Consider the following 25,596-nt stretch of genomic DNA (forward strand, 5'->3'; position numbering starts at 1 on the left):
GTAGCGGTGACCGCGCGGGACGAGGAGGTCGTGTGATGGAGTCATCCCCGGTGGTACGAGCCGATGACGGTCGGCGCCCGTTCAAGGTCGCCGTCATCCACGACTACCTCGGGATCGCCGAGGCGTCTGCCGATTGGTCGCCCGTGAAGGCGCTGGCCGAGGTCGATTTCATCTCGCAGCCACTCACCGACGAGGATGCCATCGTCGAGGCGCTCGCCGAGTACGACGTGATCAGCTCGATGCGCGAGCGCCTGCCCCTGACCGCGTCGCTGATGGATCGACTGCCGCGCCTGCGCTGCTTCGTGGCCACGTCGCAGTCGAATCGGGTGATCGATTTCGCGGCTGCGGAACAACGGGGCATCGAGATCGCCGCCACCGCGAACGGCTCGCTAGCCCGCGCTGCCACCGCGGAGCTCACGTGGGGCCTCATCATCGCCGCGACGCGCGGCATCGTGGCGGAGGATCGGGCGATCCGCGAGGGCAAGTGGCAGACCGGCGTGTTTCCAACGCTGTACGGCCGCACGATCGGGATCCTCGGGCTCGGCGGCACCGGTCGCTACATCGCGCGCTTCGCCCGAGAGTTCGGAATGCGCGTGCTCGCGCACAGCCCGCACCTCTCGGAGATGGACGCGGTCGAGGGCGGTGCAGAGCTCGTGGGGCTCGAGGAACTGCTCGAGCGAAGCGACGTCGTGACGATCCATCTGGTTCTGTCCGAGGCCACCCGGCACATCGTCGACTCGCGGGGAATCGCTCGCATGAAACCGTCCGCGGTGCTCGTGAACACCTCGCGAGGTCCGCTGGTCGACGAATCGGCGCTGATCGAGGCACTCCGGGATCGACGGATCGCAGGTGCGGCCCTCGATGTGTTCGACGTGGAGCCGCTGCCGGCCGGCCATCCCCTGACCGAGCTGGACAACGTCATCCTCAGCCCGCACAGCGGTGGGTTCACCGAGGAGACCTATCGCGTGTGGTATCAGGGCAGCGCCGATGCCGTGCAGGCCTTCCTCGAAGGTCGGGACATCCCGATCCGGCACTACGCGAGGGCGTCGGAGGCATCACGATGACCGCCACCCTCAGCGTCGGCCTCGAAGGGTTCACCTTCCCCGACCTCGATCCGTTCGCCCTCGTCGACCTGGCTGCCGGCACGCGATACACGCATGTCGGCGTCCGCCTCGTCGACCCCGCGACCAACACGCCGACACTCACGCTCGGCGGCGCGTACCGACTCCGTGAGCATGCAGAAGAGCGTGGGATCGCACTCCACGGTGCGGACATCGTGAATCTCGAGGGTCCCGTCGACGCGTGGGACGAATGCCTCTCGATCCTCGCTGCATGCGGGGTGACTCGTGTGAGCGCGTTCCACCGCGATGCCGACCTGACCGCCGCGAGCCGACGCTTCGGCGAGCTCGTCGCCCAAGCGCGTGAGTTCGGCGTCACGCCGCACCTGGAACCGGTCTCCTACTTCGGGGTGAATTCGGTCGCCGCCGTCGCTGAACTCGTCGAGCGCGTGGGAGGCGGCGGGCTCACGTTGGACACGCTGCACTTCAGACGCGCGAGCGACGACCTCGAGCGGCTCGCTGAGGTCGCACACACGATCCCCATCTGGCTCCAGGTCTGCGACGGGCCGCCCTTCGACGAACTGGTGAGCGCCGGCGCATCGCCAGAAGAGCGTACCGCCGCTCTGCGCCATGAGAGCATCGGCCGACGCCTGCCTCCCGGAGCGGGCGCCTGCGGCGTCGCCGACATCGTGCGCATCGTCCACGATGCGACGCCCGACGCAGAGCTCGTGCTCATGGTCGAAGCTCCCGATCACGAACGCGTGCGCAGGATCGGTTCCGCCGCCTACGCGGGCGTGTGCCTGAACGCCGCGGACGATGTCATCACTCATGCGTCTTCACGGGCCGACGTGGCATGAGCGATGCACCAGCGGCGCTCATGGGCCCGGTCGACGTCGGCGTCGGTCACGCGCTGATCACGCTCGTTGCACCGCGCCGCGGTCGCGAGCGAGCGTACAACCGCTGGTACGAGGACGACCACTTCTGGGCTGGTGGCCTGTACTGCCCCTGGGTGTTCGCCGGCCGACGGTGGACGGCGACGCGAGATCTCGCCGCCTTGCGGTATCCGGCCCGGACGCCCGTCACCGACGACGTCCAGGACGGCTCGTATCTCACGACGTATTGGATCGCACCCGGCAGGCTCGGCGAGGCGACGGATTGGCTCGCCGCCATGAACGCACGACTCGGCGAAGAGGGCCGCATCTTCACCGAGCGGGACCACGTGTACACCTCGTTCACGGATCACGCGGGCACGGTGTACCGCGATGCGCGCGTGGCTCGCGACATCTTCGCTCTCATGGATCCAGCACCAGGTCTCGTACTCGGGCTCGTTGACGCACCCAACGCGGACGAACGCCCCGCACTCGAGCGGTGGCTCCTGGACGAGTACCTCCCGCCTCGAGTGAATCGTGGTGGGCCTGCAACGTCCGCCATGGTCTTCCGTACGAACCCACCCGACCCGCGACTTCGACCCGATGTGCTCGCAGGACTTGCGCGGGTCGCCGGCAACGGAGGCCGCCTGACCGTGCTGTGGTTTCTGGACGAGAACCCATCGGTGCACTGGGCGGAGCAGTTCGCGCGAGTCGGTGAAGAGGTCGCCGATGGTGGAGGGGAATTGACGCTGCTCGCCCCCTTCATTCCCAGTCTCATGGGGACGGACACCTACGTCGACGTCATCCGTCCACAGGGCGGCTGACGTCGGTCCAAGACACGCTCTCGCCTGGTGCGACCGCCAGGATCCGTTCGGCGAACTCGGTCCCGAGGGTCGCCCGCAGCTCGTCGGGCGTTCCCGGAAGCACCGGCGAACCCCAGTGATACGGGAGCACGGCCGGGCGCCCGAGGAGCTCGAAGGCGACGGCCGCCTGCCGGGGACCCATGGTCATCACTCCGCCGATCGGCAGCACCGCCAACGCGGGGCGGTAGATCTCGGCAATGAGCCGCATGTCCGAGAACATGTCCGTGTCGCCGGCGATGTAGATGCTCTCGCCGCTCCCCCACTCCAGCACGAACCCGCACGCCGTCCCGATCGCACGGCCCTCGGCTGACGACGTGTGGTCGGCCCTGACCATCGTCACGTCCAGTCCGCACACGTCGACGGTGCCACCCAGGTTCATCCCGAGCGGCAGGCCCGCGATGGCACCCTGAGAGGCGAGCCAGGCGCTCACCTCGGTCTGAGCGTGAACCGGCGCACCGTAGCGAGCCGAGAGCTCGGGTGCGCTGGCGGCGTGATCCACGTGCGCATGCGTGACGAGGATGGCGTCGACGCGCTCGGGTTCGCGCTGTGACGGGGGAAACGCCGGGCTATCGAGCCAGGGATCGACGTAGATCCGTCGCTCGTCGTCGAGGTCGATCCGCAGCCCCGCAGAACCCAGCCAGGTGATCTCCCGAGGTGCCGTCACTCCAATGCCCCGGCCAGCTCCTCGAGCTGTGCGAGCCAGCCTGCGGCATCCTTGATCGACGTATCGAAGTTGGTGTCGATGACCACGCCTTCGACGCCACGGCGCCGCGCGTCCTCGACGTAGTCGATCACGCCACCGACGCCGATCTTGAGTCCGGCCGCATTCTCGGTTGCGAGCCGGTACACCATTCGAACCGGCGGCTTGCCCTCGGGCCGCCAGGAGTTGATGAGGGCCAGCTTCTCCTCCGCCTCGTCGAGCGACATGGCGGGGCCGCCGGGATTCCACAGATCGAAGTCCCGAGCGGTGCGGCGAAGCCCGGCCTCCGACCACATCCCGGCCATGAGCTGGATCGGCTGCGGCGGTTTCGGGCGCATGACGCCCTGTGCGATGTCGAACATCGACGACCGGTAGGCGATCGGGTCGTCGTCCCAGCACGCACGAAGCGCGGGAATGAACTCATCGAGTCGCTTGCCACGCGTCGACGGATCAACCCCCGCCGCGGTGTGCTCCTCCCTCGACCACCCCACTCCGAACCCCGCGATGAGGCGTCCGCCCGAGAGCTGTGCGAGTGTTGCCAGTCGATTCGCGAGGGGTGCCGGGTAGTGGTATCCGGCAACGAGGATGCTCGTGCCGATTCCCATGCCGGGTGCCCACGCAGTCACGGCCCCGAGCAGCTCGAGTGGCGAGTAGACCGTCTCGTAGACGGATCGCTGCGTGCCCCCCGACTGTGTCGGATACGCGGACTTCGAGTCGGTTGCGAAGAGGAAGTGCTCCTGCACCCACATCGAGTCGAACCCGAGCTCCTGGGCACGAATCGTGTAGTCACGGATGAGGCCGACGTCGACCACGTCGCCGAGCTGGGGCAGACAGAGCCCGACGAACGTCACGACGCACGCTCCTCGGTGCAGCGGCGGGTCAGGGCCTCGGCGAGTGCGTCGATTCGGGAGCGCAGCGTCGCGATGATCGAGTTCTGCTGCTCGTCGGTGAGCGCACCTTCGCGGATCGATTGCCACACGACGGCGGTGGTGTCGTCGCGGCCGGCTTCGAGACGGATGTCGGCGATGGAGCGAGCACCCGACTCCAGCTCCACGGTGTAGCGGATGTGCCGGGCGTCGTCGTCGTGGACGTCGAGACGCTCGATGACGCGCGCCCCGCCGGCTGCCGTGACCGTGCGCGTCATCCCGATGCCGTCGCCATCGATCCTGGCGTTCTCGACGAACGGATTCCACGAGGCGACACCCCCGAAGTCTCCGAGAAGCGACCAGACTTCAGAGGCTGGCGCCGCGACCTCGCCCCGGACTTCGATTGTATTCACTGCAATCCTCGCTATTCTTAGAAGGTCAGTTGTATTCTGCCCTCCACGTGCGCAGGACTCAATCCCGAAGACCGAATGGAGCGCAGACGATGAAGTTCGCGAGTGAACTGCTGCAGATCCCTGGACCGCCCGATGTGACGCCTGCGGTCATGGCCCGCGCCACCCTGCTCGACGAGCTGGGCTTCGACATCGGCATGGTCGGGCACCACCGGTTCGTCAGCGGCAATCCCTCCGCGGTCTTCACACTGCTGGCCGCCGTCGCCGCGCGTACGGAGCGGATCATGCTCGGTCCGGGTGTGCTCGTGCTTCCTGCGTACCATCCCCTCGACATCGCAGAGCAGGTCGCAACCCTCGACCAGGTGTCCAACGGTCGCGCATTACTCGGCGTCGGCGCCGGATACCGGTCGCCTGAGATCGCCGCGTCGGGTCGCAATCCCGACGATCGCGGCTCCCTCATGACCGAGGCCCTCGAGGTGTTGAACGCCGTATGGCGCAACGAAACGGTGAGTTACGAGGGCAAGCACTTCCGCTTCGAGGATGTGACCGTCGAACCGCGCCCGGTTCAGGATCAGCCGCTCATCATCGTCGGCACGAAGGCGAAGGTCGGCGCCCGGCGTGCCGGTCGCCTGGCCGACGGAATCCTCGGAGGACTGGTGCAGACGGTCGAGGAGTACCGGTCGACGATCGACGTCTACACCGAAACGGCACAGGCCAACGATCGAACCGCCCGGCTCTGGCTGCAGCGCAGCGTGTGCATCGCCGACAGCCGGTCGGAGCTCGAGGACCCCTGGCTCCCCGGGTTCCTCGAGAATCGCCGCGGCAAGCTCGCGCTCGGACCTGGCCTGGCCTCGTCCGCCGTCGACTTCGCGATTCTCGAAGGGCGCACGCCGAGCCTCGAAGAGGCGGCAGAGGGATGTGCGCTCATCGGCACCGCCGACGAGGTGATCGAGCAGATCCGCCAACTCCAACAACAGGTCGAGATCGATGCCCTCGTGGTGAATCACCACTGGTCGACGGGCGACACTGAACGGATCGAGCGTCAGCTGCAGCGATTCGCTCACGAGGTGTTGCCCGCCTTCCAGCTGGTCGAGGCGCGGGGGAATCTTCAGTGAAGCGTGTGCGAATCCGACGTTCTCGCCAAATTGTGGCGATAATGGCACGAATGGAAACGATGCGTCGCAGAGGAGCAACCCAATGTCCAGCCTGAGCAGCCCGACTGCCTCCCGCGGAGCGGGCATTCAGCAGGTGCGGGTCGCCGAGACCGTCGCCGCCGAGTTGCGGCGGCGAATCCTGCGCGGCGACTTCCCCGACGGCGCGCTTCCCAAGCAGGACCAGCTGCGCGAGGAGTACGGCATCAGCCATCCCTCGCTGCGTGAAGCCCTCCGGATCCTCGAGACTGAGGGCCTCGTCGTCGTTCGACGCGGGAACGTCGGCGGCGCCATCGTTCAACAACCCGGCGAGGCGCGCTTCGGCTACACCCTCGGACTCGCTCTGCAGTCGACGGGTATCCGGGTGCACGAGCTGGCGACGGCGGTCGCGACGCTCGAGCCGGTCTGCGCGCGGCTCTGCGCCGAGAACCCGAAGCGCGGCAAAGAGATCGTTCCCCGACTTCGCGCCATCCTCGACACCGCACGAGGTGAGGAAGACGCCAACGGCGTGCCCTTCACCCGAGCCGCCCGCAGCTTCCACACGGCCGTCGTCGACCTGTGCGGCAACGAGCCGACGAAGATGATCGTCGGCGGCCTGGTCGCCCTGTGGGACGCGCAGGAGGAGGCGTGGGCGCAGGACCTGACCGCCGAAGGCGCCTATCCCGACCACGACCGTCGAGTGGCGACGACCAACGCGCACAGCAAGCTCGTCGACCTGATCGAAGCCGGAGACGGCCTCGGCGCCGAGGATTTCTCGCGCCGGCACATCCGCTCGACGCAGAAGGTGATCCTCTCCAGGATCGAAGACCGAGTGATCCAGGCGAGCTCGGTGCGCTCGAACATCCTGGGTTCGCAGCAGAATGGCCGGTGACGGTCACGAGGTGAGCAGCGGAAGACCCATCCCCCGCCGACCGAAGGTCGTCGACGCGTGGATCCAGCCATGGACGAAGGAGATCGTCGAGGGGCTTCCGTGGCGCACCGCGAACGTCTTCAAGCGGTACGGCGAGTCGCGTGCCATGCACGGCATTCCGCTCGAGGTGATGATGGACGAGCTGGATGCCTCTCCCGTCGATCTCGCGCTCGTTTCGGGTGGCCCGGTCATGCCCAACTCCGTCGTGCTCGAGTGTCTCGACCGCTGGCCCGATCGACTGATCGGCGTGGTATCGGTCGACCCCACTGATGGCATCATGAAGGCGGTCCGCGAGTTGGAGTCACTCGTGCGCGACTACCCGATCTGTGCGCTGAAACTCGAGCCGTTCTACCATTGGGCCGATCCGACGCATCGATGGTTCTATCCGCTCTACGCCAAGTGCGAGGAGCTCGGTCTCGCGGTGCAGACACAGGTGGGCGGAACCGGCCCGTACTATCCCTCCCGGTCGGGTCAGCCGCTCCATATCGATGAGGTCGCACTCGATTTTCCAGACCTCACCATCGTGTGCGGGCACGTCGGCACGCCTTGGGCCGAGGAGATGATCCATGTCGCGTGGAAGCACGAGAACGTGTTCATCGACACATCCGCCCGGCTTCCCAAGCACTTCGAGCCCGAGTTCGTGAAGTTCCTGTCGCGGTACGGCCAAGACCGTTGCATCTACGCGAGCGATTGGCCGCTGCTCGACTTCGAGCGACCGCTCCGCCAGGTCGACGACCTGAACCTGACCGACGAGGTGCGGCAGAAGTTCCTCGCCGAGAATGCGATACGTGCGTTCCGGCTCGAGCGCTTCTTCGCGGATTCCGCGGCCTGAGTCCCGCACCCCGGTTCGAATGATGGCTGGGCTTCCTGCCTCTGTCTCCCACGGCAGCGACGGGCAGCGAGACCCGATGGATGCTGGCGCGGCGTCCGTCACCGTTTGACTGCACCCTCGCATCAGGTTAGAGTTGACATATCGTAACCAATTTCGATATATCAAATTCGGAGAGACAATGAAGTTCTCGCGCAATCGTGCCACACTCCGTATCGCCATCATCGGCGGCGGCTTCGGCGGCATCGGCATCGGGGTCCTCCTCAAGAAGGCCGGCATCCACTCCTTCGAGATCTTCGAGAAGTCGGCGAACATCGGTGGCGTCTGGTGGGACAACCGCTACCCCGGCGCCGAGGTCGACACCCCCTCGGTCATGTACTCGTACTCCTTCGAGCCCTACCGCTGGAGCCGCACCCACGTTCGCCAGGCCGAGCTGCTCGAGTACATGGAGTACGTCGCCGAGAAGCACGACTTGATGGGCCATGTTCGCCTCAACACGAAGGTGGAACGCGCCGACTGGAGCGACAAGGCGCAGCAGTACACCGTCACGTTCGGCGACGGCTCGATGCGCGAGTTCGAGATCGTGATCAGCGCGGTCGGCCTGCTCTCGGATCCCCGGTACCCGACCTGGCCCGGCCTGGACTCGTTCGAAGGCGAGAAGTTCCACACGTCGCGGTGGGACTCCTCGGTCGACCTGACCGGAAAGCGGGTGGCCGTCGTCGGCACCGGATCGACGGCCGTGCAGGTCGTTCCCAACATCGCACCCATCGCCGGCAAGGTGACGCTCTTCCAGCGCGAGCCCGGCTGGGTGCTCCCCAAGGGGGCGCAGACCTTCGGACCGGCTGAACGTGAGGCCCTGAACGACCCCATCGCGCAGAAGCTCGTCCGCTGGGGGATGCTCATACAGCGAGAGAAGTTCCAGTACCGCAATGCGGCCTGGCGTCCGGGTACGCCCGAGAACGCGGCATCCGAACGCGCAGCTCGCGAGTACATCGCGCGGGTGTTCGCGGAACGACCCGACCTCGCCAACCTCGTCACTCCCTCGTACCCGTTCGGGGGCAAGCGGCCGATCCTCACCGACGACTTCTACCCGGCACTGCTCCGCGACAATGTCGAGCTCGTTCCGTACGCGGTCGACTCCGTCACACCCGACGGCCTCGTGGACATGAGCGGGACGCATCACGAAATCGACGTGCTCGTCATGTCCACGGGGTTCAAGTCATCGTTCGCCTCGACGTTCGATGTCACAGGCCACAATGGGATCGACCTGCATACCACCTGGGCCGGAGACGACAAGGCGTTCCTCGGAATCATGGTGCCGTCGTTCCCGAACTTCTACATGCTCTACGGGCCGAACACCAACGGTGGCGCGATCGTGACCCACCTCGAGGAGCAGATTCGATACGTCGTCGCCGCGATCAAGCACCAGATGCGCAACGGGTACTCGGCGCTCTACGTCGACGAAGCCATCACCGAGGCGTACAACGTCATCCTGCAGAACCGGCTGAAGGGCACGTCGTTCGACGGCGTGAACAACTACTACGCGAGCGCCAACGGCCGGATCATCACCCAGTGGTCGGACGGTGCGATCGTCTACGCGCTCGCCACCCGCCTGCTGCGCCGCATCGCGTGGCGGGGCAAGCGCGTCGTGCGGTCGTCCGTCAAGCAGCCGATCGTGCTGCCCGTCGACCGCGAGTACCAGCAGCCCGACGTCGCGACCACGCCTCAGCACGCCGACGCCGACCTTCAGAAGATCATCCAAGCCAGCGAGGTATGAACATGAGCACCGTCACCGGAATCACCAAGACGATGACCGTCACCGGCCTCGCGGTCGCCGCGGTCTACGGCGCCACACGGGTCGCGCTTCGCGCCCGTCGTGCCTGGCGGAACATGAAGATCATCCAGTCTGTCGACACCGGCTCGGTCTGGACGACCGAGTAGGGCACGAAGGCGCCACGCCGAAACGAGCGACGCCCGCATCTCCGCCGCAGCAGCGGCCGAAGATGCGGGCGTCGTCTTTGTGCCGACGTGGCGTCGGTCGCGCTACCCGTCCCAGCGTCGCAGCAGCGCGGCGAGCGCCTGACCGCCGCCGATGCACATCGTCACCACGGCGTACTCGAGGTCACGACGGTGCAGGTCGAGGGCGGCACGCACGGTGAGGATCGCGCCGGTCGCGCCGACCGGGTGGCCGAGCGCGATCGCGCCGCCGTAGGGATTGACCTTCGAAGCGTCGAGCCCCGCGTCGCGGATGACGGCGACCGCCTGCGCCGCGAACGCCTCGTTCAGCTCGATGACGTCGACGTCGGCGGCGGTGAGCCCGGTCTGCTTCCAGAGGCGCTCGAGCGCGTACACCGGGGCGTAGCCCATCAGCTCGGGCTCGTTGCCGGCGGTCGCCACGGCCTCGATCGTGACCAGTCCCTTCAGCCCGCGATCGCGCACATCCGACTCGCGCATCAGCACCGTCGCAGCGGCTCCATCGTTGATGCCCGAGGCGTTGCCCGCGGTCACCGACCCGCCCTCCTGGAACGCCGGACGCAGCCCCGCCAGCACCTCTGCAGTGGTCCCGGGCTTGGGGTGCTGGTCGACCGAGACCTCCTCGGGCTTGCGGCCGCCGGTGGTCACCGGCACGATCTCCTCGCCGAACGCGACCTTCGCGGCATCCGACGCCGCCCGTCGCTGGCTCTCGACGGCGAACTCGTCCTGCTCGACGCGCGAAACCCCGTACTTCGCCGCGACGTTCTCGGCCGTGACGCCCATGTGCTTGTTCGAGAACGGGTCGGTCAGGATCCCGACGGTGCCGTCGACGAGGGTGCGGTCACCCAGGCGGTCGTTGAAGCGAGCGTTGAAGTCGTAGAACGGCATGCGCGTCATGTTCTCGTCGCCGCCGGCGAGCACGACGTCGACGCCGCCCCACAGCAGCTCCTGCGCGCCCGACCAGATCGCCTGCAGGCCCGAGCCGCAGAGCCGGTTCACCGTGAACGCGGGCGTGCGCACCGGCAGCCCGGCGGCCAGCGCCACTCGGCGCGCGTTGTACGCGTCGCCGGCGACTTGGCCGATGCAGCCCATCACGACCTCGCCGATCTCGTCGGCGGCGACCCCTGCCCGACGAAGCGCCTCGACAGCAGCAGTCGCGCCCAGCTCGTGCGCCGGCGTGTCGCGGAAGACCCCGCCGAAGCTCCCGATCGGCGTGCGCGCGCCGGCGACGATGACGACCTTCTCGCGATCGGCGACCGCGCCGGATGTCCCAGCCATCAGGCCACCTCCTCCTCAGGTCGGACCGCAGCCACCAGCTCCGCGGCATCCGGAACATACCCCTCGATGTGCCGCTCATCGGGCCCGTTGTAGGCCGACAGCGGGCGGATCAGCGCGTTCGATGCCGCCTGCTCCATGATGTGCGCGGTCCATCCGGTCACGCGCGACGCCACGAACAGCGGGGTGAACGTCAGCGTGTCGAACCCGATCAGGTTGTACGCCGGTCCCGACGGGTAGTCGAGGTTCGGATAGATGCCCTTGCGCGACACGAACTCCGCCTCGAGGCGGTCGTAGAGCGCGAGCACGTCGGGCCGGTCGTAGTGTGCGACCAGGGTGTCGAGCGCGGCCTTCATCGTCGGCACGCGCGAGTCGCCGCGCTTGTACACGCGGTGGCCGAATCCCATGATCTTGCGCTTGGAGGCGAGCGCGGCGTCGAGCCACGGCACGACCTCGTCGGCCGATCCGATCTCGTCGAAGATGTGCAGCACCGCCTCGTTCGCGCCACCGTGCAGCGGTCCCTTCAGCGCTCCGATCGCGCCGACCACCGCCGAGTACAGGTCGCTCAGGGTCGAGGTAATGACGCGCGCGGTGAACGTCGAGGCGTTGAACGAGTGCTCGGCGTACAGGATCATCGAGCGGTTGAACGCGTCGACGACGACCGGGTCGGCCTCCTCGCCGAACGTCATCCAGAGGAAGTTCGCCGAGTAGTCCAGGTCATCCCGCGGCTCGACCGGCTGGAGTCCGCGGCGACGGCGCTGGCCGTACGCCACGATCGCGGGCAGGGCGGCGAAGAGTCGGATGCTGCGCGCGAGGTTCTCCTCGGCGCTGCCGCTCGCGTCGAGCACCGAGCCGTTGCCGGCCAGGTCGCTCGAGCCGATGTGGCTCACCGCGGTGCGGACCTCGTCCATCGGGTGCGCGTCCAGCGGTACGAGGTCGATCGCGGCGCGCACCTCGGGCGCGAGAGCGCGGTGCGACCGCTCGGTCTCGCGAAGCTCCGCGAGCTGCGAGGCATCGGGCAGCTCGCCGTGCCAGAGCAGGTACGCGACCGCCTCGAACGGCTGCGTCGCCGCGAGCTCCTGCACCGGATAGCCGCGGTAGAGCAGCGAGTTGGTCTCGGGGTTGACCTTCGACACCGCGGTGTGATCGACGGTGACGCCGGCCAGGCCCTTCCTGATCTCGATCGTGTCGGTCATGGTGTGCTCCTTTGCTTGGTTCGGGATGCCGCGGGGGCGGGGATCTCGATACGGCCGCTTCGCTGCCTACTCGATCACCGGGGCTGCTGCGCTGCCTACTCGATCACCGGGGGGATCTCGATACGCGTCGCCTGCGGCGGCGCTACTCGATCACCGCACCGGGGCTGCTGCGCTGCCTACTCGATCACCGGGGGGATCTCGATACGCGTCGCCTGCGGCGGCGCTACTCGATCAGCGCACCGGGCGTCAGCGGGCGATCTCGAAGTTGAAGACGCTCGTGTCGAAGTGGTTGTAGTCCTCGTAGTCGATGAGGTCGTAGAGGTCGGCGCGGTGCTGCATCTCGGGAAGCAGACGCGTGAGCGTACCGGCATCCGTCAGCTCGTCGAGCGCCCGGCCCGCGGCGCCCATCGCGATGCGAAGCAGTGACACCGGCCAGATGACGATGTTCATGCCCACGTCGGCCAGCTGCTGCGCGGTGAACAGCTCGCTCTTGCCGAACTCGGTCATGTTCGCGAGCAGCGGCACGTCGACCGCCGCCCGGATCGCCGCGAACTCCTCGAGCGACCGCATCGCCTCGGGGAAGATCGCGTCGGCACCAGCATCCACGAGTGCCTTGGCCCGGTCGACCGCGGCGCCCAACCCGTCGACCGCGGCGATGTCGGTGCGCGCCATGATCAGGAAGTTCCGGTCGCGTCGCGCGTCGACGGCCGCCCGGATGCGCTTGATCGCGGTGTCCTGATCGACCACGGCCTTGCCGTCGAGGTGGCCGCAGCGCTTGGGGTTGATCTGGTCCTCGATGTGGGTGCCGGCGAGCCCGGCATCCTCGAGCGTCTGAATCGTGCGGGCCACGTTCATCGGCTCGCCGAACCCGGTGTCGGCGTCGATGATCGCGGGCAGCTCGGTCATCCGCGCGATCTGCTGGCCGCGTCCGGCGACCTCGGTGAGCGTCGTCAGGCCGATGTCGGGCAGCCCGAGGTCGGCCGAAAGCACGGCACCCGAGATGTACACCCCCTCGAAGCCCTTGCGCTCGATGAGCCGCGCCGAGAGCGGATTGAACGCGCCCGGGAACCGCAGCAGCTCGCCCGTCGCGAGTCGCTCGCGGAACAGGCGCCGCTTCTCGGCGGCCGGGGTCTGCGAATACAGCATCTGCGAATCTCCTTCTCTCGTCGGTCACCCGGTCTCGATACGCCGCTTCGCGGCTACTCGACCACCGGTTGGCATCAGGTCACCCGGTCTCGATACGCCGCTTCGCGGCTACTCGACCACCGGTTGGCTCGTCGGTCACCCGGTCTCGATACGCCGCTTCGCGGCTACTCGACCAGCAGCCGTACGCCGCTTCGCGGCTACTCGACCAGCAGCCGTACGCCGCTTCGCGGCTACTCGACCAGCAGCTGCACATCAGAACAGTCCCTTCGGCGCCGGGGCGTCGGTGAGCACGCCCCGCTGGGCCACGATCGAGAGCTCGCGAACCTCGTCGGCGGTGAGCTCGGGCAGGCGCTGGGCGAGGCCGAGGAACCGCTCGATCTCCTCGGGGCTCAGCACCGGCTCGGCGAGGATGCGGAACTTGCGCACGTAATCCTCGCGAGCGAAGGGCCGGGCCCCGAGCGGGTGCGCGTCGGCCACGGCGATCTCGTCGACGAGCTCGGTGCCGTCGGTGAAGGTGATGACCACGCGCCCGCCGAACGCCTTCTCGTTCGGGTCGTCCGAGTGGTAGCGGCGCGTCCACTCGTCGTCTTCGGCGGTCGTGACCTTCTGCCACAGCTCGACCGTGTCGGGGCGGTTGGCGCGCTCGGGCGCGTACGACTTCACGTGGTGCCATCCGCCGTCCTGCAGCGCGACCGCGAAGATGTACGGGATCGAGTGGTCGAGCGTCTCGCGGGATGCCGCGGGGTCGTACTTCTGCGGATCGTTCGCGCCCGACCCGATCACGTAGTGCGTGTGGTGACTCGTGTGCAGCACGATCGATTCGATGTTCGCCGGGTCCGCGGCATCCGGTCGCTCATTGTGCAGCTTGCGGGCCAGGTCGATCCACGCCTGGGCCTGGTACTCGGCCGAGTGCTCCTTGGTGTACGAGTCGAGGATGCCGCGCTTGGCCTCGCCCGGCGCCGGCAGCGGCACGGCGTACGAAGCATCCGGACCATCGAGCAGCCACGCGATGAAGCCGTCTTCACCCTCGTAGATCGGCGACGGGCTCGTCTCGCCGCGCATGGCCCGGTCGACGGCCTCGACGGCCATCTTCCCGGCGAATGCGGGGGCGTGCGCCTTCCACGTCGAGATCTCGCCCTTGCGGCTCTGTCGCGTCGCGGTCGTCGTGTGCAGGGCCTGTCCGACCGCCTGGTAGATCGTCTCGACGTCGAGTCCGAGCAGCGTGCCGATGCCCGCGGCCGCGCTCGGCCCGAGGTGTGCGACGTGGTCGATCTTGTGCTTGTGCAGGCAGATCGCCTTCACGAGGTCGATCTGGATCTCGTAGCCCGTCGCGATGCCGCGCACGAGCGCGCGGCCGTCGGCGCCGACGTGCTGCGCAACCGCCAGGATCGGCGGGATGTTGTCGCCCGGGTGCGAGTAGTCGGCCGCGAGGAACGTGTCGTGGTAGTCGAGCTCGCGCACCGCCACGCCGTTCGCCCAGGCCGCCCACTCGGGGCTGCTGCGGCGCTCGAGTGCGGTGCCGAAGATCGTCGCGCCAGCGCCGCCGACCGAGACCGCGTGGTCGAGGGCCTGCTGACGCGCGGCGCTCACGGGGGCACGGGTGAGGGATGCCGCAGCCACCGCCGCGTTGTCGATGACGCGGTTGATGATCATGTCGACGACCTCGGCCTCGACCTCGACCGGGTCGGCGGCGACCTCGGCGATGCGCCAGGCGAGCTGCCCTTCGCGCTGCAGGTCTTCTTCGCTGCGGTGGACTCGGAGGTCGTGCGTGATGGTCATGCTGCTCCCTGTTCGGTGTGTGAGCCCTCGAGCGAGGTGAGGATGCTCGTCAGTGCATTGTGGAGGTGGACGTGCGTGGCGTGGGCGGCGAGTTCGGCGTCGCGCGCGGCGATGGCCGACGCGATGACGCGGTGTTCGGCGACGGATGCCGCGAGCCGGTCGGGATTGTCGCGAGCGAGCCGGCGGACCCGCACCAGGTGGGTGCGGATCGTGCGCAGCGCCGCGATGAGGTAGTCGTTGTCGACGGAGGCGTCGAGCATCGCGTCGAACCGTGCGATGAGGGCGTAGTACGCGTCGAGTCCCTCTGCCCCAGAGAGGTTCGCCTTCGCGAACTCGTCGGCGATCGCCGCGAAGGTGGCGGCATCCGCACGGGCTGCCGCCAGCCGGGCCGCCGTCTCCTCGAGCGCGCGGCGAACCTCGAACAGCTCCCGGATGTCGCCGGCGTCGAGGTCGCTCACGACGGTGACGCGCGGCGACTGCTGCACGACGAGCCCGTCGGCGGCCAATCGGCCCAGCGCTTCGCGGAGCGGGGTTCGGCTCACGCCGAGACGGGTCGACTGCTCGACCTCCCCCAGCACCGTGCCCGGCGCGAGCGCGCCCGACTGGATCTCATCGAGGAGCGTCGCGTACGCGCGATCGCTTGCCCGCATGCGTCTACCTCCGTTCATCTTCAGCTAGTGTATACACAAATCCGCGCTCGACCGCGAGATGGGAAATGAGAAGCCCTGTTCGTATACAAACTCAGTTCCCGCGAGACCGCCCCAGCGCCGTGCTCAGGAGTTGCCGCGGGGGTCCGGTCGCTCGAAGTGGGTGTACCGGCCGATGGACTCCTGAAAACAAGGACGCTTTCTGCTTCCTTGTATCGCTCTCCCGTGTCCCCGTTTCGCTCCCCGGCATCCTTGTTCGATCTCGCGTGTCCTCGTTTCACTCTCCCGTCCGCTTGTTTCGCTCTCCCGTGTCCTTGTTTTCAGGAGTCCGGGGGGAGCACAGGTTCTCGGTCTCGCTCGAGTCGGCGGGAGTTCGCCGAGGTGGCGAACCCGGCAGATCGTGCATACGTGCGGCATCGCGACCGCGCAGAATTCCGATCTCGAATGCGCGCGGATGCGACCGCGCGGGGGCGCCGCGGCCCGAACGGTACGAGCGGACGCCGCGACTACGCGGTGAGTTCGAGCTGCTTCGCGGTGTCGGCGAGCGACGCCGACGCCGTCGCCGCGTCGAGCGAGAGCTTCGTGCCGTAGCTCGGGATCATCTGGCGGAGCTGCGGCTCCCACTCCGGGAGGCGGTCGGGGAAGCAGCGCGCGAGCACGTCGAGCATGATCGGCGCGGCCGTGGACGCGCCCGGCGAGGCACCCAGGAGCCCGGCGATCGTGCCGTCGGCACCCGTGATCACCTCGGTGCCGAACTGCAGCACGCCGCCCTTCTCGGGGTCGCGCTTCATGACCTGCACGCGCTGGCCGGCGGTGATGAGCTCCCAGTCGCGATCTTTGGCGGTGGGCATGAACTCGCGAAGCGCCTTCATCTTCTTGGCCCGCGACGCGAGCACCTCTGAGACCAGGTACTTCACCAGGTCGAAGTTGCGCAGGCCGACCTGGATCATCGTGCCGATGTTGTGGAAGCGGATCGAGCCCGGCAGGTCCAACCACGTGCTCATCTTCAGGAACTTCGGCGTGAACCCGGCGTACGGGCCGAACAGCAGCGCGGTCTCACCGTTGACCACACGCGTGTCGAGGTGGGGCACCGACATGGGCGGGGCGCCGACCGCGGCCTTGCCGTAGACCTTCGCCTGGTGCTGGGACACGATCTTCGGGTTCGTCGTGCGCAGGAACTGCCCCGAGATCGGGAAGCCGCCGATCCCCTTGATCTCGGGAATCCCCGAGTGCTGCAGCAGCGCGAGGGCGCCGCCTCCGGCGCCCACGAACACGAACTTCGCGTTGACGACCTTGGGCGTCTGGCCGACGGTGTGCCGCACACGGAGCCGCCACGTTCCGTCTTTCTTGCGCCGGCGAAGCCACGTCACCTGGTGGTTCGTCAGCACGGATGCCCCGCGACGCTCGAGGTCTTCGAAGAGGTACTTCGTGAGCGCCCCGAAGTCGACGTCGGTGCCCGACTCGACGCGGGTCGCGGCCACCTTCTGGTTGGGATTGCGCTTCTTCGCCAGCATCGGAGTCCACTCGGCGATGCGCTCGAGGTCTTCGGTGTACTCCATGTCGGGGAACAGCGGCTCGTCTTTCAGGGCCGCGACCCGCTTGCGCAGGTATTCGATGTTCGCCTCGCCCTGCACGAACGTCATGTGCGGGGTGGAGTTGATGAAGTTGTGCGGTTCGGGCAGGGCACCAGTGGCGACGAGGTAGGCCCAGTACTGCCGACTGATCTGGAACTGCTCGTTGATCTGCACGGCCTTCGTCGCGTCGACGGTGCCGTCAGCTGCCTCGGGCATGTAGTTCAGCTCGCAGAGGGCGGCGTGACCGGTGCCGGCATTGTTCCACGCGTTCGACGACTCCTGCGCGACCTCGCCGAGACGCTCGTAGACGCGAATGCTCCAGTCGGGCTGCAACCGCGAGATCAAGGAGCCGAGCGTGGCGCTCATGATGCCCCCGCCGATGAGCACGACGTCGACGGATTCCTCTGAAGTCACGATTTCAGTCTAGGTGAGTCGTCATGGTGGCCTCGCGCGGGTGCCATCGCGCGGGTAGCATCGCGCGGCCGTGCCGGCGAGTGCAACGGATGCCGCGACATCCGCCCGCTCGTTACCGCCGCTCTTCGACCTCGCCGCCGTCGAGCTGCGGCATGCCCCGCTCGTCGAGCGGCCAGAACGGGTTGTGGGCGAACTCCCACAGGTTGCCGTCGGGATCGGCGCCGTACCCGCTGTAGCCGCCCCATTCAGTCTCTTCGGCGGGCTTCGTGATGCGCCCGCCGGCCTCGCGCCAGTCGGCGAGCGCACGATCGACCTCGTCACGGGAGTCGAAGTTGATGGCGAGCGCGACGCCGCGGAAGGGCGGAGCCGGCGGTGCGGCATCCGTCTGCTCGGCGACGCCGGCGTCGACGGCGAGCTCGGCACTCGACCAGAGGGCGATGACCGGGCCTGGTGTCGTGAAGAACGTCGTCCCCTCGACGGAGTGCGTCGATTGGCGCCAGCCGAGGCGGCGGTAGAACTGCGTGGCGGCCGCCACATCGGCGACGCCGAGCGTCACGAGGGTGAAGCGTTGTGCGATGGGCATGCGGCGAGTGTAGAGCGCGCCGCCGACAGGCATCAGAGGGCCGCCACTCCCCCGGCGATGAGGCCGACGCCGGCGGTGATGAGCGAGGCCGTCAGCACGATCGCTCCCGCCCACAGCAGCATGATGAGCCGATTGGGGCGCTGCGGATCCTTGCCGATCACCGAGAGGAAGAACCCCGCGGGCATGAGGATCGCCGCGATCGGCACGCCGACTCGCGCGAACCAGAGCCAGAATCCGTCGAGCGCGGAGTGGTCGATGACGCCGAGGATCGCGATCGACAGCACGAGCAGCACCGCCGCGTGCGCGTGACCCGCGCGGAAGAAGCTCGTCTGCAGGCGATTCGCCGGCACGTGCCCCCGCACCACGCGGGTGAGGAAGTAGCCGCCGCTCTCGACGGTGACCAGCGCGAGCAGCAGGATGCCGATGAGGATGAGGTCTTGCGCGGGCATTGGTCGTCCTTTCAGGGACTCATGATTGGATAGTGATACTCTCTAATATTAGAGAGTCGCAGTATCCAATGCAAGGGAGTCAGAGCGTATGCGCATCTCCGCACTCGCCGCCGAAGCCGGCCTGCCCATCGCGACCGTGAAGTTCTACCTGCGCGAGGGCCTGCTGCATCCCGGCGTCGCGACGTCGGCGACGCAGGCCACGTACGACGACTCCCACCTGCGGCGGCTGCGAGTGATCCGCGCGCTCACCGGACCCGTCGGCCTGAGCGTGCAGCAGACGCGCATGATCCTCGGCCTCATCGACGACCCCGGTGACGACCTCTACGCCACCCTCGGTCGGGCGGTCGGCGCCCTGCCGCCGACGGTCGACACGCGCGCGGCATCCGACGACGACCCCGACCCGTTCCCGCGTGCGCGCGCCGCCCTCGAGGCGCTCGGGCAGGTGTACGACCCGAGCTTCGCGGCGGTCGCCCAGCTCGAGGCCGCGCTCGAGGCGGTCGATGCTGCGGGCATGCCGATCAGCGACGACCGGTTGCTCGAGTACGGCCGGCACCTCCGCGAGATGGCGGTCTACGACCTCGAGCGGATGCCGCCAGAGCCGAACGCGGCGGTGGAGTACACGGTGCTCGGCACCGCGCTCTACGAGCCCGTGCTGCTGGCGCTGCGGCGGCTCGCGCACCAGGACGTCGCGTCGCGCCGCGATCTGGGTGCCTAGGCGCGGCGCAGGTCAGAGCCCGAGCCGCTCGAGCTCCGCGTCCATGCGGCGAGCGATCTCGGCGTAGCCGTCGTCGTTCGGGTGCACCGCGTCGGCCGACATCCATTCCGGATGCCCCTGAAGCCACCGAGAGGCACCCGAGATGTAATCGGCGTCGACGTCGGCTGCGGCATCCTCGACCATGCCGATGAGGCGATCGAGCGACGCGAGCCGCTCGTGCTGGTGCCAGAACGGCTCGACGACGATGAGCCGGGCGTCGGGAAGCTCGGCTCGCAACCGCTCGAGGTCGGCCCTGATTGCGGGCTCGAGGTCGTCGGCCTCCTCCGGCGCGTGGAACGCGTCGTTCAGGCCCATCGTGACGATCACCACGTCGGGCGGGGGTTCGTGGTCGACGATCTGGTCGACGAGGTCGCCGCCGGGCGCGAATCCCCGGTTGATGACGTATCCGAGCCCGTCCACGCTCGGGTTGAACTCGAACCAGCCGCGCTCGGCGGCGACGATGCTCGACCATCGGTGTTCGGGCGAGCTCGCGCCCGTGCCTCGCGTGTAGGAGTCGCCGTAGAACGCCGCGACGACCTGTCCGGGCGTCGGCGAGGCCGCCTGCCCGGGCGCGGAGGTCACCGGCATCGTGCAGGCGACGAGCGCAAGGCATCCGATCGCCACGGCGGCGATTGCTACCGGCCTCGGGATGCCGCGACGATGCACCAGTCTCCTCCCCCGGTCTCGATACGCGTCCGCTTCGCGGGCGCTACTCGACCACCAGAGGCTACTCGACCGCCGAGAGCGCCGGCAGGGTCTCGATACGCGTCCGCTTCGCGGGCGCTACTCGACCACCAGAGGCTACTCGACCGCCGAGAGCGCCGGCAGGTCTCGATACGCGTCCGCTTCGCGGGCGCTACTCGACCAGCGAGTCCTACACCCCGGCCGGCAGCTTCGCGGCCACGAGCTCCGCGATCTGCACCGCGTTCAGGGCCGCGCCCTTTCGCAGGTTGTCGTTCGACACGAACAGCACGAGCCCCTTGCCCTCGGGCGCGCTCTGGTCCTGGCGGATGCGTCCGACGTAGCTCGGGTCGGAGCCGGCGGCCTGCAACGGCGTGGGCACATCCGAGAGCGCGACGCCCGGGGCATCCGACAGCAGCTCGGTCGCCCGCTCGGGCGTGATCGGGTTCGCGAACTCCGCGTGGATCGAGAGCGAGTGCCCGGTGAACACCGGCACGCGCACGCACGTGCCCGCCACCAGCAGGCCCGGCAGCTCGAGGATCTTGCGGCTCTCGTTGCGCAGCTTCTTCTCTTCGTCGGTCTCGAGGTCGCCGTCGTCGACGATCGAGCCGGCGAGCGGGATCACGTCGAATGCGATCGGCCGCACGAACTTCTGCGGCTCGGGGAAGGTGACGGATGCCCCGTCGTGCACGAGCCCGATCATGTCCTGCTCGATCGCGGCGCGCGCCTGCTCGAGCAGCTCCTCGCCGCCCGCGAGGCCGGCGCCCGACACGGCCTGGTACGTCGAGATCATGAGGCGCTCGAGCCCAGCCTCGTCGTGGAGCACCTTCAGCACCGGCATCGCCGCCATCGTCGTGCAGTTCGGGTTGGCGATGATGCCCTTGCGCGCCTCGTCGATCGCGTGCGGGTTGACCTCGCTCACGACGAGCGGCACGTCGGGGTCCATGCGCCAGCCGCTCGAGTTGTCGATGACCGTGACGCCGGCGGCGGCGAAGCGGGGCGCCTGCGCCTTGGAGGTGGTGGCGCCCGCGGAGAAGATCGCGATGTCGAGGCCGGTCGGGTCGGCGGTGGCGGCATCCTCGATGACGATGTCCTCGCCCTTCCACGGCAGGGTGCCGCCGGCCGAGCGTGCCGAGGCGAAGTAGCGGATGCTCGCCACCGGGAACTCGCGCTCCTCGAGCAGGCGCCGCACCACCTTGCCGACCTGTCCGGTCGCGCCGACGACGCCGATGTTCACTCCATTGCCTGCCATGCTCAGTTCCTCACTTCTCGGGCGGATGCCGCGGGCCCGCGATTCGCCCGTACGTCATCTTCCAGTTTGTAGGACGTTCCTGAGTTTGTAGGACGCTTCGACGCATCTGCGTCCTACGAAGGCCGAAATGTCCTACATTTCGACCGGATGTCGCGGGCGCGCCGCGTCGGATGACGGATGCCGCGGCATCCGTTCGCGTCAGCGGCCCGTGCCCGCGTGCACGACCGCGTCCTCGTCGCCGTCGAGCTCGAACGCCGTGTGCACGGCGGCCGCGGCGGCGTGCACGCTGTCGGCGCGCGTCACGACCGAGATGCGGATCTCGCTCGTCGAGATCATCTCGATGTTGATGCCGGCGTTGTACAGGGCCTCGAACAGGGTCGCCGAGACGCCGGTCGCCGAGCGCATCGCGTTGCCGACGAGCGAGAGCTTGCCGATCTGGTCGTCGTACTGCAGCGACGTGAACCCGATCGCGTCCTGCTCGTGCGAGAGCGCCGTGAGGGCGCGCTGACCGTCGGACATCGGCACCGTGAACGAGATGTCGGTACGACCGGTCGACGCCGCCGACACGTTCTGCACGATCATGTCGACGTTCGCGTTGGTCTTGGCGACGATCCTGAAGATGGCCGCGGCGACGCCCGGCACGTCGGGGACGCCGACGACCGTGATCTTCGCCTCGGACAGGTCGACCGCGACGCCGGCGATGACGGACTCTTCCACAGCAGCTCCTTCGGGAAGACTCGAGGGGTCGTAGACGATGGTCCCCTCGTTGTTGTTGAACGACGATCGCACGTGCAGGGTCACGCCGTGACGCCGGGCGAACTCGACCGCCCTGATGTGCAGGACCTTGGCTCCGGATGCCGCGAGCTCGAGCATCTCCTCACTGGTGATGCGATCGAGCTTGCGTGCCCTCTTCACGATGCGTGGATCGGCGGTGAACACGCCGTCGACGTCGCTGTAGATCTCGCAGACGTCGGCGTCGAGCGCCGCGGCGAGGGCGACGGCCGTGGTGTCGCTGCCGCCGCGCCCGAGCGTGGTGATGTCGCGCGATTCGCGGCTGAATCCCTGGAACCCGGCGACGATCACGATCGCGCCGTCGTCGAGCGCCTCACGGAGTCGCACCGGGGTGACCTCGACGATGCGGGCGGCGCCGTGCGTGGCATCCGTGATCATGCCGGCCTGGCTGCCGGTGAACGAACGCGCCTCGTGGCCCATGCTCTTGATCGCCATCGCGAGCAGCGCCATCGAGATGCGCTCGCCCGATGTCAACAGCATGTCGAGCTCGCGGGGCGCCGGGATCGGAGTGACCTCGTGCGCGAGGTCGAGCAGTTCGTCGGTCGTGTCGCCCATCGCGGAGACCGCGACGACGACATCGTTGCCGGCCTGGCGTGTCTCGACGATGCGCTTGGCGACCCGCTTGATGCTCTCAGCGTCGGACACCGACGACCCGCCGAACTTCTGCACGATCAGGCTCAACTGGGGACTCCCGGGGTGGTGGTTCAGCCGCCGGAACAGCCTGCGGCGCCAGAGGAGACAATCATACGGCGACGCGGATTCCGCTCCAGATATGTGACGGCCGCTCCGGTGATCGAGTAGCGCCGCCCGAAGGGCGACGCGCACCCCGGTGATCGAGTAGCGCCGCCCGAAGGGCGACGCGTATCGAGATCCCGACGATCGAGTAGCGCCGCCCGAGGAGCACCGGTGATCGAGTAGCGCCGCCCGAAGGGCGACGCGTATCGAGATCCCGATAATCGAGTAGCGCCGCCCGAAGGGCGACGCGTATCGAGATCCCGACGATAGAGTGCCCACATGTCGGAGGCGCTCGAGGGCTGGAACGACTTCAACGTGGCGATGGTCGGCGCGACCGCCGCGCTGGCGGGCCTGCTCATCGTGGCGATGTCGGTGAACATCGCCGAGATCATGAAGTCGCCGACGCTGCCGGCGCGTGCGGCGGCGTCGATCGCGACCCTCGTGCTCGCGATCGTCGCCGGGGCGTTCGGCCTCATGCCCGGCCAGTCGGACGTGGTCTATGGCCTCGAGGTCATCGTCGCGACGGTGCTCGCCGCGACGTTCCAGTGGCACGCGGTTCAGGTGATCGCACGCACGCCCCGTGCATCGCCGGTTCGCGGCGAGCGCATCCTGAAATCGATCGCCGGGATCGTGCCAATCGCCGCGTTCCTCGTCGGCGGAACGCTGGTTGCCTTGGGCGTGGCAAGCGTCGGACTCGTCTTCATCGGCGTCGGTTCGGTGTTCGCCATCATCGCGGCGATCCTTCTCGCGTGGGTGGTGCTCGTCGAGCTGCTTCGCTGACTCTCTCTGAGAAGCGGCGGCACTCCGGCACTCCGGCACTCCGGCACCGATGTCGGAATAGGAAGTGTTCCTCCCTCGCGGACGTGGGCACCGCGCCGATAGCCTGGCAGAAGGTGGGCGGGTGAACCGCCCACCAGTCGTCAGCGCAGGTCGACCTGGATCACCAGTCGTCAGCGCAGGTCGACCTGGATCACCAGTCGTCAGCGCAGGTCGACCTGGATCACCGCGCCGCCGCCCGCCGAGACCGAGCCGGTGGTGAGGAACGCGGAGTTGCCCCGGATCGCCACGCCGTACGGCGCGTCGAGGTTGGCGACGACGGCCTCGTGCGTGGATCCGCCCGGCGTCACCTTTCGCAGGGAGCCGACGTGGCCGTCGAAGAAGTTGCCGTCGTCGAGCTGCACCGCGTACAGCGTGCCGCCCTTCCACGCGAGGCTCGTCACCATGGTGAGTCCGGTCGCGTACGCCGACACCTGCCCGTCGGTCGTGACCCGCCAGATCGTGGATCCGCCGGTCGGGAATGGGAAGCCGGTCAGCTGCGACACGTAGAACGCACCGTCGGGGCCGACGACGACGTCGGTGGGAACCGCCTGCGGGTTGATGAACGGCGGCGGGAACGGGAACGGGTTGGGCACCGCGGGGCCGTTGGGGAAGACCGCGACCGTGTTCTCTCCGCGGGCGCCCACCGTCGCGAGGTAGTTGCCACCGGCGTCGGTGACGGCCCAGTTCCTGGCGTTCAGCGTCGTGAAGCCGACCGCGTTGCTGTCGGCTGGCACGTTGCCGTCGGGGTTGTTCGCGACCTCGTACGCGTTGAGGTCGGCCGCGGGGGCGAGATCGGCCGCGGCCACGGGGCCGGACTTCAGCGAGCCGGTGCGCAGGGTACCGAAGCTGGCGTACTGGGCCGGCAGACTGTCGCGCGCCGTGGCGGCACCGGCCAAGCCGCCGATGAGCACCGCGATTTCGTTGCCGCGCACGTCGACGTCGGACGCGCCGACGACCTCACCGTTGAAGTTCAGCGCCGGGATGTCGGTCACGACGCGCCGCTGGTCGGTGCCGCGGATCTCGGTCACCGATCCGGTGAGTCCGCACACCTGGAACTCGAGCCCGACACCGGGAAGGGGACTGCATTCGTCGGCGACGCCGGCCTCGGCGACGTAGATGCGCTGGCCGGGTCCGACCGTGAGCTGTCTCGGATTGTTGAGTCCCGTGGCGACGGTGACGGGGTCGGACGACGGCGGTGCCGCCTGCGCCGGCTGCACCGCGGCGGCGACGAGGGCCAAGCCGATGACCGCGGTCATCACGGGCGGGATCGAACGAAGCGTGCGAGACATGTTCACTCCACGAGCAGGAGGGTTCCATGCGACGGATGCCGCAGGCCTCACCCTTCCCGACGCCGCATGCCGCGGCAAGGCATTACGAGCATTCCTCACCCTTATTGGGGGTACCCACCCGAGCCCGTATTGGGCGTACCCACCCGAGCCCTATTTGGGAGTACCCACCCGAGCGCACCGCCGCCACGCGGCCCACTCAGTGCTTCCGCGGCATATACCACTCGGTGTACTCGGTGGCGCGGCCGTCGGGGGCGAGGCGGATGATCCAGAGGTTCAGGTAGTCCTTCTCGGCGGGATAGACCGTCTTGCCCTGCACGACGACGAACCCGGTGTCCTCGTCTTCGTGGATGACCTTCCAGTCGAATGACCAGGTGCCCGGTTCGTCGCGGTCCTCCAGCCATCCGGCGACGATCGCCTCACGCCCGCGTCGGGGCTCGTGGTCGGGCGCAGTGAGGTAGACGGCGTCATCCGTGAAGAGGGCCCCGATCTGGCCGGGGTCGTTCGACTCCCACGCCGCGACGTACCGCTCGACCCACTGTTCTCCTGCGCTGGCCATGCGCCCCATTCCAGTCGCGTCGGTA

General features: G+C 68.2%; 26 protein-coding genes. 10 read left to right on the forward strand and 16 right to left on the reverse strand.

Features of this window, described 5'->3' with window-relative positions; translation table 11 throughout:
• Positions 1-35: 35 nt before the first annotated feature.
• Genes HUS56_RS05970 through HUS56_RS05980 form a run of 3 tightly spaced genes read left to right on the forward strand, consistent with a single transcriptional unit; the run spans position 36 to position 2,751 of the window.
• A complete protein-coding gene (locus HUS56_RS05970) occupies positions 36-1,064 on the forward strand; it encodes a D-2-hydroxyacid dehydrogenase family protein (RefSeq protein ID WP_173922462.1) in 1,029 nt (342 codons plus the stop codon).
• Positions 1,061-1,915, forward strand: coding sequence for a sugar phosphate isomerase/epimerase (locus tag HUS56_RS05975; protein ID WP_173922463.1), 855 nt, complete (start codon positions 1,061-1,063; stop codon positions 1,913-1,915). The genes HUS56_RS05970 and HUS56_RS05975 overlap by 4 nt, the downstream gene beginning before the upstream one ends.
• Positions 1,912-2,751: a hypothetical protein gene (locus HUS56_RS05980; RefSeq protein ID WP_173922464.1), complete on the forward strand. Its 840-nt coding sequence runs from the start codon at positions 1,912-1,914 to the stop codon at positions 2,749-2,751. The genes HUS56_RS05975 and HUS56_RS05980 overlap by 4 nt, the downstream gene beginning before the upstream one ends.
• On the opposite strand, the gene HUS56_RS05985 is transcribed toward HUS56_RS05980, so the two are convergent.
• Genes HUS56_RS05985 through HUS56_RS05995 form a run of 3 tightly spaced genes read right to left on the reverse strand, consistent with a single transcriptional unit; the run spans position 2,729 to position 4,769 of the window.
• Positions 2,729-3,454 carry a metal-dependent hydrolase gene (locus HUS56_RS05985; RefSeq protein ID WP_173922465.1) on the reverse strand — a complete coding sequence of 242 codons (726 nt, stop codon included), beginning with the start codon at positions 3,452-3,454 and terminating at the stop codon, positions 2,729-2,731. The two genes, HUS56_RS05980 and HUS56_RS05985, sit on opposite strands and share 23 nt — an antisense overlap.
• Positions 3,451-4,341, reverse strand: a complete 891-nt coding sequence (locus HUS56_RS05990) for a TIGR03619 family F420-dependent LLM class oxidoreductase (protein ID WP_173922466.1) — start codon at positions 4,339-4,341, stop codon at positions 3,451-3,453. The genes HUS56_RS05985 and HUS56_RS05990 overlap by 4 nt, the downstream gene beginning before the upstream one ends.
• Positions 4,338-4,769: an SRPBCC family protein gene (locus tag HUS56_RS05995; protein WP_173922467.1), complete on the reverse strand. Its 432-nt coding sequence runs from the start codon at positions 4,767-4,769 to the stop codon at positions 4,338-4,340. The genes HUS56_RS05990 and HUS56_RS05995 overlap by 4 nt, the downstream gene beginning before the upstream one ends.
• A gap of 89 nt (positions 4,770-4,858) precedes the next feature.
• On the opposite strand from HUS56_RS05995, the gene HUS56_RS06000 reads away from it, so the two are divergent.
• The 5 genes from HUS56_RS06000 to HUS56_RS06020 all read left to right on the forward strand — a co-directional run bounded on the left by HUS56_RS06000 (position 4,859) and on the right by HUS56_RS06020 (position 9,597).
• Positions 4,859-5,881, forward strand: a complete 1,023-nt coding sequence (locus HUS56_RS06000) for an LLM class flavin-dependent oxidoreductase (RefSeq protein ID WP_173922468.1) — start codon at positions 4,859-4,861, stop codon at positions 5,879-5,881.
• A gap of 82 nt (positions 5,882-5,963) precedes the next feature.
• The gene (locus tag HUS56_RS06005) at positions 5,964-6,788 is read left to right on the forward strand and encodes a FadR/GntR family transcriptional regulator (protein ID WP_173922469.1); all 825 of its coding nucleotides are present in this window, start codon (positions 5,964-5,966) and stop codon (positions 6,786-6,788) included.
• Between the two features lie 10 nt (positions 6,789-6,798).
• Positions 6,799-7,659 carry an amidohydrolase family protein gene (locus tag HUS56_RS06010; protein ID WP_173922470.1) on the forward strand — a complete coding sequence of 287 codons (861 nt, stop codon included), beginning with the start codon at positions 6,799-6,801 and terminating at the stop codon, positions 7,657-7,659.
• A 178-nt stretch (positions 7,660-7,837) separates the two neighbouring features.
• A complete protein-coding gene (locus HUS56_RS06015) occupies positions 7,838-9,433 on the forward strand; it encodes an NAD(P)/FAD-dependent oxidoreductase (protein ID WP_173922471.1) in 1,596 nt (531 codons plus the stop codon).
• Positions 9,434-9,435: 2 nt separating this feature from the next.
• The gene (locus tag HUS56_RS06020) at positions 9,436-9,597 is read left to right on the forward strand and encodes a hypothetical protein (protein WP_173922472.1); all 162 of its coding nucleotides are present in this window, start codon (positions 9,436-9,438) and stop codon (positions 9,595-9,597) included.
• Between the two features lie 102 nt (positions 9,598-9,699).
• Here HUS56_RS06020 and HUS56_RS06025 read toward each other — a convergent pair whose 3' ends face one another.
• From HUS56_RS06025 to HUS56_RS06060, 8 genes are all read right to left on the reverse strand, one after another.
• Positions 9,700-10,908, reverse strand: a complete 1,209-nt coding sequence (locus HUS56_RS06025) for a thiolase family protein (protein ID WP_173922473.1) — start codon at positions 10,906-10,908, stop codon at positions 9,700-9,702.
• Complete coding sequence (locus HUS56_RS06030; protein ID WP_173922474.1) at positions 10,908-12,101, reverse strand: bifunctional 2-methylcitrate synthase/citrate synthase; 1,194 nt, start codon at positions 12,099-12,101, stop codon at positions 10,908-10,910. Before HUS56_RS06030 ends, HUS56_RS06025 begins: the two co-directional genes overlap by 1 nt.
• A gap of 246 nt (positions 12,102-12,347) precedes the next feature.
• Positions 12,348-13,247, reverse strand: coding sequence for a methylisocitrate lyase (prpB, locus tag HUS56_RS06035; protein ID WP_173922475.1), 900 nt, complete (start codon positions 13,245-13,247; stop codon positions 12,348-12,350).
• Between the two features lie 252 nt (positions 13,248-13,499).
• Positions 13,500-15,026, reverse strand: a complete 1,527-nt coding sequence (locus HUS56_RS06040) for an MmgE/PrpD family protein (protein WP_173922476.1) — start codon at positions 15,024-15,026, stop codon at positions 13,500-13,502.
• Positions 15,023-15,676, reverse strand: a complete 654-nt coding sequence (locus tag HUS56_RS06045) for a GntR family transcriptional regulator (RefSeq protein WP_173922477.1) — start codon at positions 15,674-15,676, stop codon at positions 15,023-15,025. Before HUS56_RS06045 ends, HUS56_RS06040 begins: the two co-directional genes overlap by 4 nt.
• Before the next feature lie 503 nt (positions 15,677-16,179).
• Positions 16,180-17,661 carry a malate:quinone oxidoreductase gene (locus HUS56_RS06050; protein WP_256368783.1) on the reverse strand — a complete coding sequence of 494 codons (1,482 nt, stop codon included), beginning with the start codon at positions 17,659-17,661 and terminating at the stop codon, positions 16,180-16,182.
• Between the two features lie 112 nt (positions 17,662-17,773).
• A complete protein-coding gene (locus HUS56_RS06055) occupies positions 17,774-18,244 on the reverse strand; it encodes a VOC family protein (RefSeq protein WP_173922478.1) in 471 nt (156 codons plus the stop codon).
• A 32-nt stretch (positions 18,245-18,276) separates the two neighbouring features.
• Positions 18,277-18,693: a hypothetical protein gene (locus tag HUS56_RS06060; RefSeq protein ID WP_173922479.1), complete on the reverse strand. Its 417-nt coding sequence runs from the start codon at positions 18,691-18,693 to the stop codon at positions 18,277-18,279.
• 88 nt (positions 18,694-18,781) lie between these two features.
• On the opposite strand from HUS56_RS06060, the gene HUS56_RS06065 reads away from it, so the two are divergent.
• A complete protein-coding gene (locus tag HUS56_RS06065; RefSeq protein WP_173922480.1) occupies positions 18,782-19,408 on the forward strand; it encodes a MerR family transcriptional regulator in 627 nt (208 codons plus the stop codon).
• 12 nt (positions 19,409-19,420) lie between these two features.
• Here HUS56_RS06065 and HUS56_RS06070 read toward each other — a convergent pair whose 3' ends face one another.
• The 3 genes from HUS56_RS06070 to HUS56_RS06080 form a co-directional block, all read right to left on the reverse strand.
• Positions 19,421-20,071, reverse strand: a complete 651-nt coding sequence (locus HUS56_RS06070; protein WP_217423945.1) for an SGNH/GDSL hydrolase family protein — start codon at positions 20,069-20,071, stop codon at positions 19,421-19,423.
• A gap of 250 nt (positions 20,072-20,321) precedes the next feature.
• The gene (locus HUS56_RS06075; protein ID WP_173922481.1) at positions 20,322-21,380 is read right to left on the reverse strand and encodes an aspartate-semialdehyde dehydrogenase; all 1,059 of its coding nucleotides are present in this window, start codon (positions 21,378-21,380) and stop codon (positions 20,322-20,324) included.
• Between the two features lie 198 nt (positions 21,381-21,578).
• Positions 21,579-22,853 (reverse strand): aspartate kinase, encoded by a 1,275-nt coding sequence (locus HUS56_RS06080; protein ID WP_173922482.1) that lies wholly within the window; start codon positions 22,851-22,853, stop codon positions 21,579-21,581.
• 333 nt (positions 22,854-23,186) lie between these two features.
• Here HUS56_RS06080 and HUS56_RS06085 point away from each other — a divergent pair, with 333 nt between their 5' ends.
• Positions 23,187-23,687: a hypothetical protein gene (locus HUS56_RS06085; protein ID WP_173922483.1), complete on the forward strand. Its 501-nt coding sequence runs from the start codon at positions 23,187-23,189 to the stop codon at positions 23,685-23,687.
• 200 nt (positions 23,688-23,887) lie between these two features.
• On the opposite strand, the gene HUS56_RS06090 is transcribed toward HUS56_RS06085, so the two are convergent.
• Together HUS56_RS06090 and HUS56_RS06095 are read right to left on the reverse strand one after the other, a co-directional pair.
• The gene (locus tag HUS56_RS06090) at positions 23,888-25,015 is read right to left on the reverse strand and encodes a ScyD/ScyE family protein (protein ID WP_173922484.1); all 1,128 of its coding nucleotides are present in this window, start codon (positions 25,013-25,015) and stop codon (positions 23,888-23,890) included.
• 196 nt (positions 25,016-25,211) lie between these two features.
• Complete coding sequence (locus HUS56_RS06095; protein WP_173922485.1) at positions 25,212-25,571, reverse strand: nuclear transport factor 2 family protein; 360 nt, start codon at positions 25,569-25,571, stop codon at positions 25,212-25,214.
• Between the last annotated feature and the right edge of the window lie 25 nt (positions 25,572-25,596).

Source organism: Agromyces sp. Marseille-P2726, assembly GCF_902809835.1.
Classification (GTDB): domain Bacteria; phylum Actinomycetota; class Actinomycetes; order Actinomycetales; family Microbacteriaceae; genus Agromyces.

Coding starts and splice junctions, on each gene's coding strand:
- HUS56_RS06095 (WP_173922485.1), bottom strand. CDS start 25,571: ATGGCCAGCGCAGGAGAACAGTGGGTCGAGCGGTACGTCGCGGCGTGG.
- HUS56_RS05975 (WP_173922463.1), top strand. CDS start 1,061: ATGACCGCCACCCTCAGCGTCGGCCTCGAAGGGTTCACCTTCCCCGAC.
- HUS56_RS06085 (WP_173922483.1), top strand. CDS start 23,187: ATGTCGGAGGCGCTCGAGGGCTGGAACGACTTCAACGTGGCGATGGTC.
- HUS56_RS06015 (WP_173922471.1), top strand. CDS start 7,838: ATGAAGTTCTCGCGCAATCGTGCCACACTCCGTATCGCCATCATCGGC.
- HUS56_RS06030 (WP_173922474.1), bottom strand. CDS start 12,101: ATGACCGACACGATCGAGATCAGGAAGGGCCTGGCCGGCGTCACCGTC.
- HUS56_RS06045 (WP_173922477.1), bottom strand. CDS start 15,676: ATGCGGGCAAGCGATCGCGCGTACGCGACGCTCCTCGATGAGATCCAG.
- HUS56_RS06075 (WP_173922481.1), bottom strand. CDS start 21,380: ATGGCAGGCAATGGAGTGAACATCGGCGTCGTCGGCGCGACCGGACAG.
- HUS56_RS06040 (WP_173922476.1), bottom strand. CDS start 15,026: ATGACCATCACGCACGACCTCCGAGTCCACCGCAGCGAAGAAGACCTG.
- HUS56_RS06060 (WP_173922479.1), bottom strand. CDS start 18,693: ATGCCCGCGCAAGACCTCATCCTCATCGGCATCCTGCTGCTCGCGCTG.
- HUS56_RS05980 (WP_173922464.1), top strand. CDS start 1,912: ATGAGCGATGCACCAGCGGCGCTCATGGGCCCGGTCGACGTCGGCGTC.
- HUS56_RS06055 (WP_173922478.1), bottom strand. CDS start 18,244: ATGCCCATCGCACAACGCTTCACCCTCGTGACGCTCGGCGTCGCCGAT.
- HUS56_RS06020 (WP_173922472.1), top strand. CDS start 9,436: ATGAGCACCGTCACCGGAATCACCAAGACGATGACCGTCACCGGCCTC.
- HUS56_RS06025 (WP_173922473.1), bottom strand. CDS start 10,908: ATGGCTGGGACATCCGGCGCGGTCGCCGATCGCGAGAAGGTCGTCATC.
- HUS56_RS05970 (WP_173922462.1), top strand. CDS start 36: ATGGAGTCATCCCCGGTGGTACGAGCCGATGACGGTCGGCGCCCGTTC.
- prpB (WP_173922475.1), bottom strand. CDS start 13,247: ATGCTGTATTCGCAGACCCCGGCCGCCGAGAAGCGGCGCCTGTTCCGC.
- HUS56_RS06065 (WP_173922480.1), top strand. CDS start 18,782: ATGCGCATCTCCGCACTCGCCGCCGAAGCCGGCCTGCCCATCGCGACC.
- HUS56_RS06090 (WP_173922484.1), bottom strand. CDS start 25,015: ATGTCTCGCACGCTTCGTTCGATCCCGCCCGTGATGACCGCGGTCATC.
- HUS56_RS06000 (WP_173922468.1), top strand. CDS start 4,859: ATGAAGTTCGCGAGTGAACTGCTGCAGATCCCTGGACCGCCCGATGTG.
- HUS56_RS06005 (WP_173922469.1), top strand. CDS start 5,964: ATGTCCAGCCTGAGCAGCCCGACTGCCTCCCGCGGAGCGGGCATTCAG.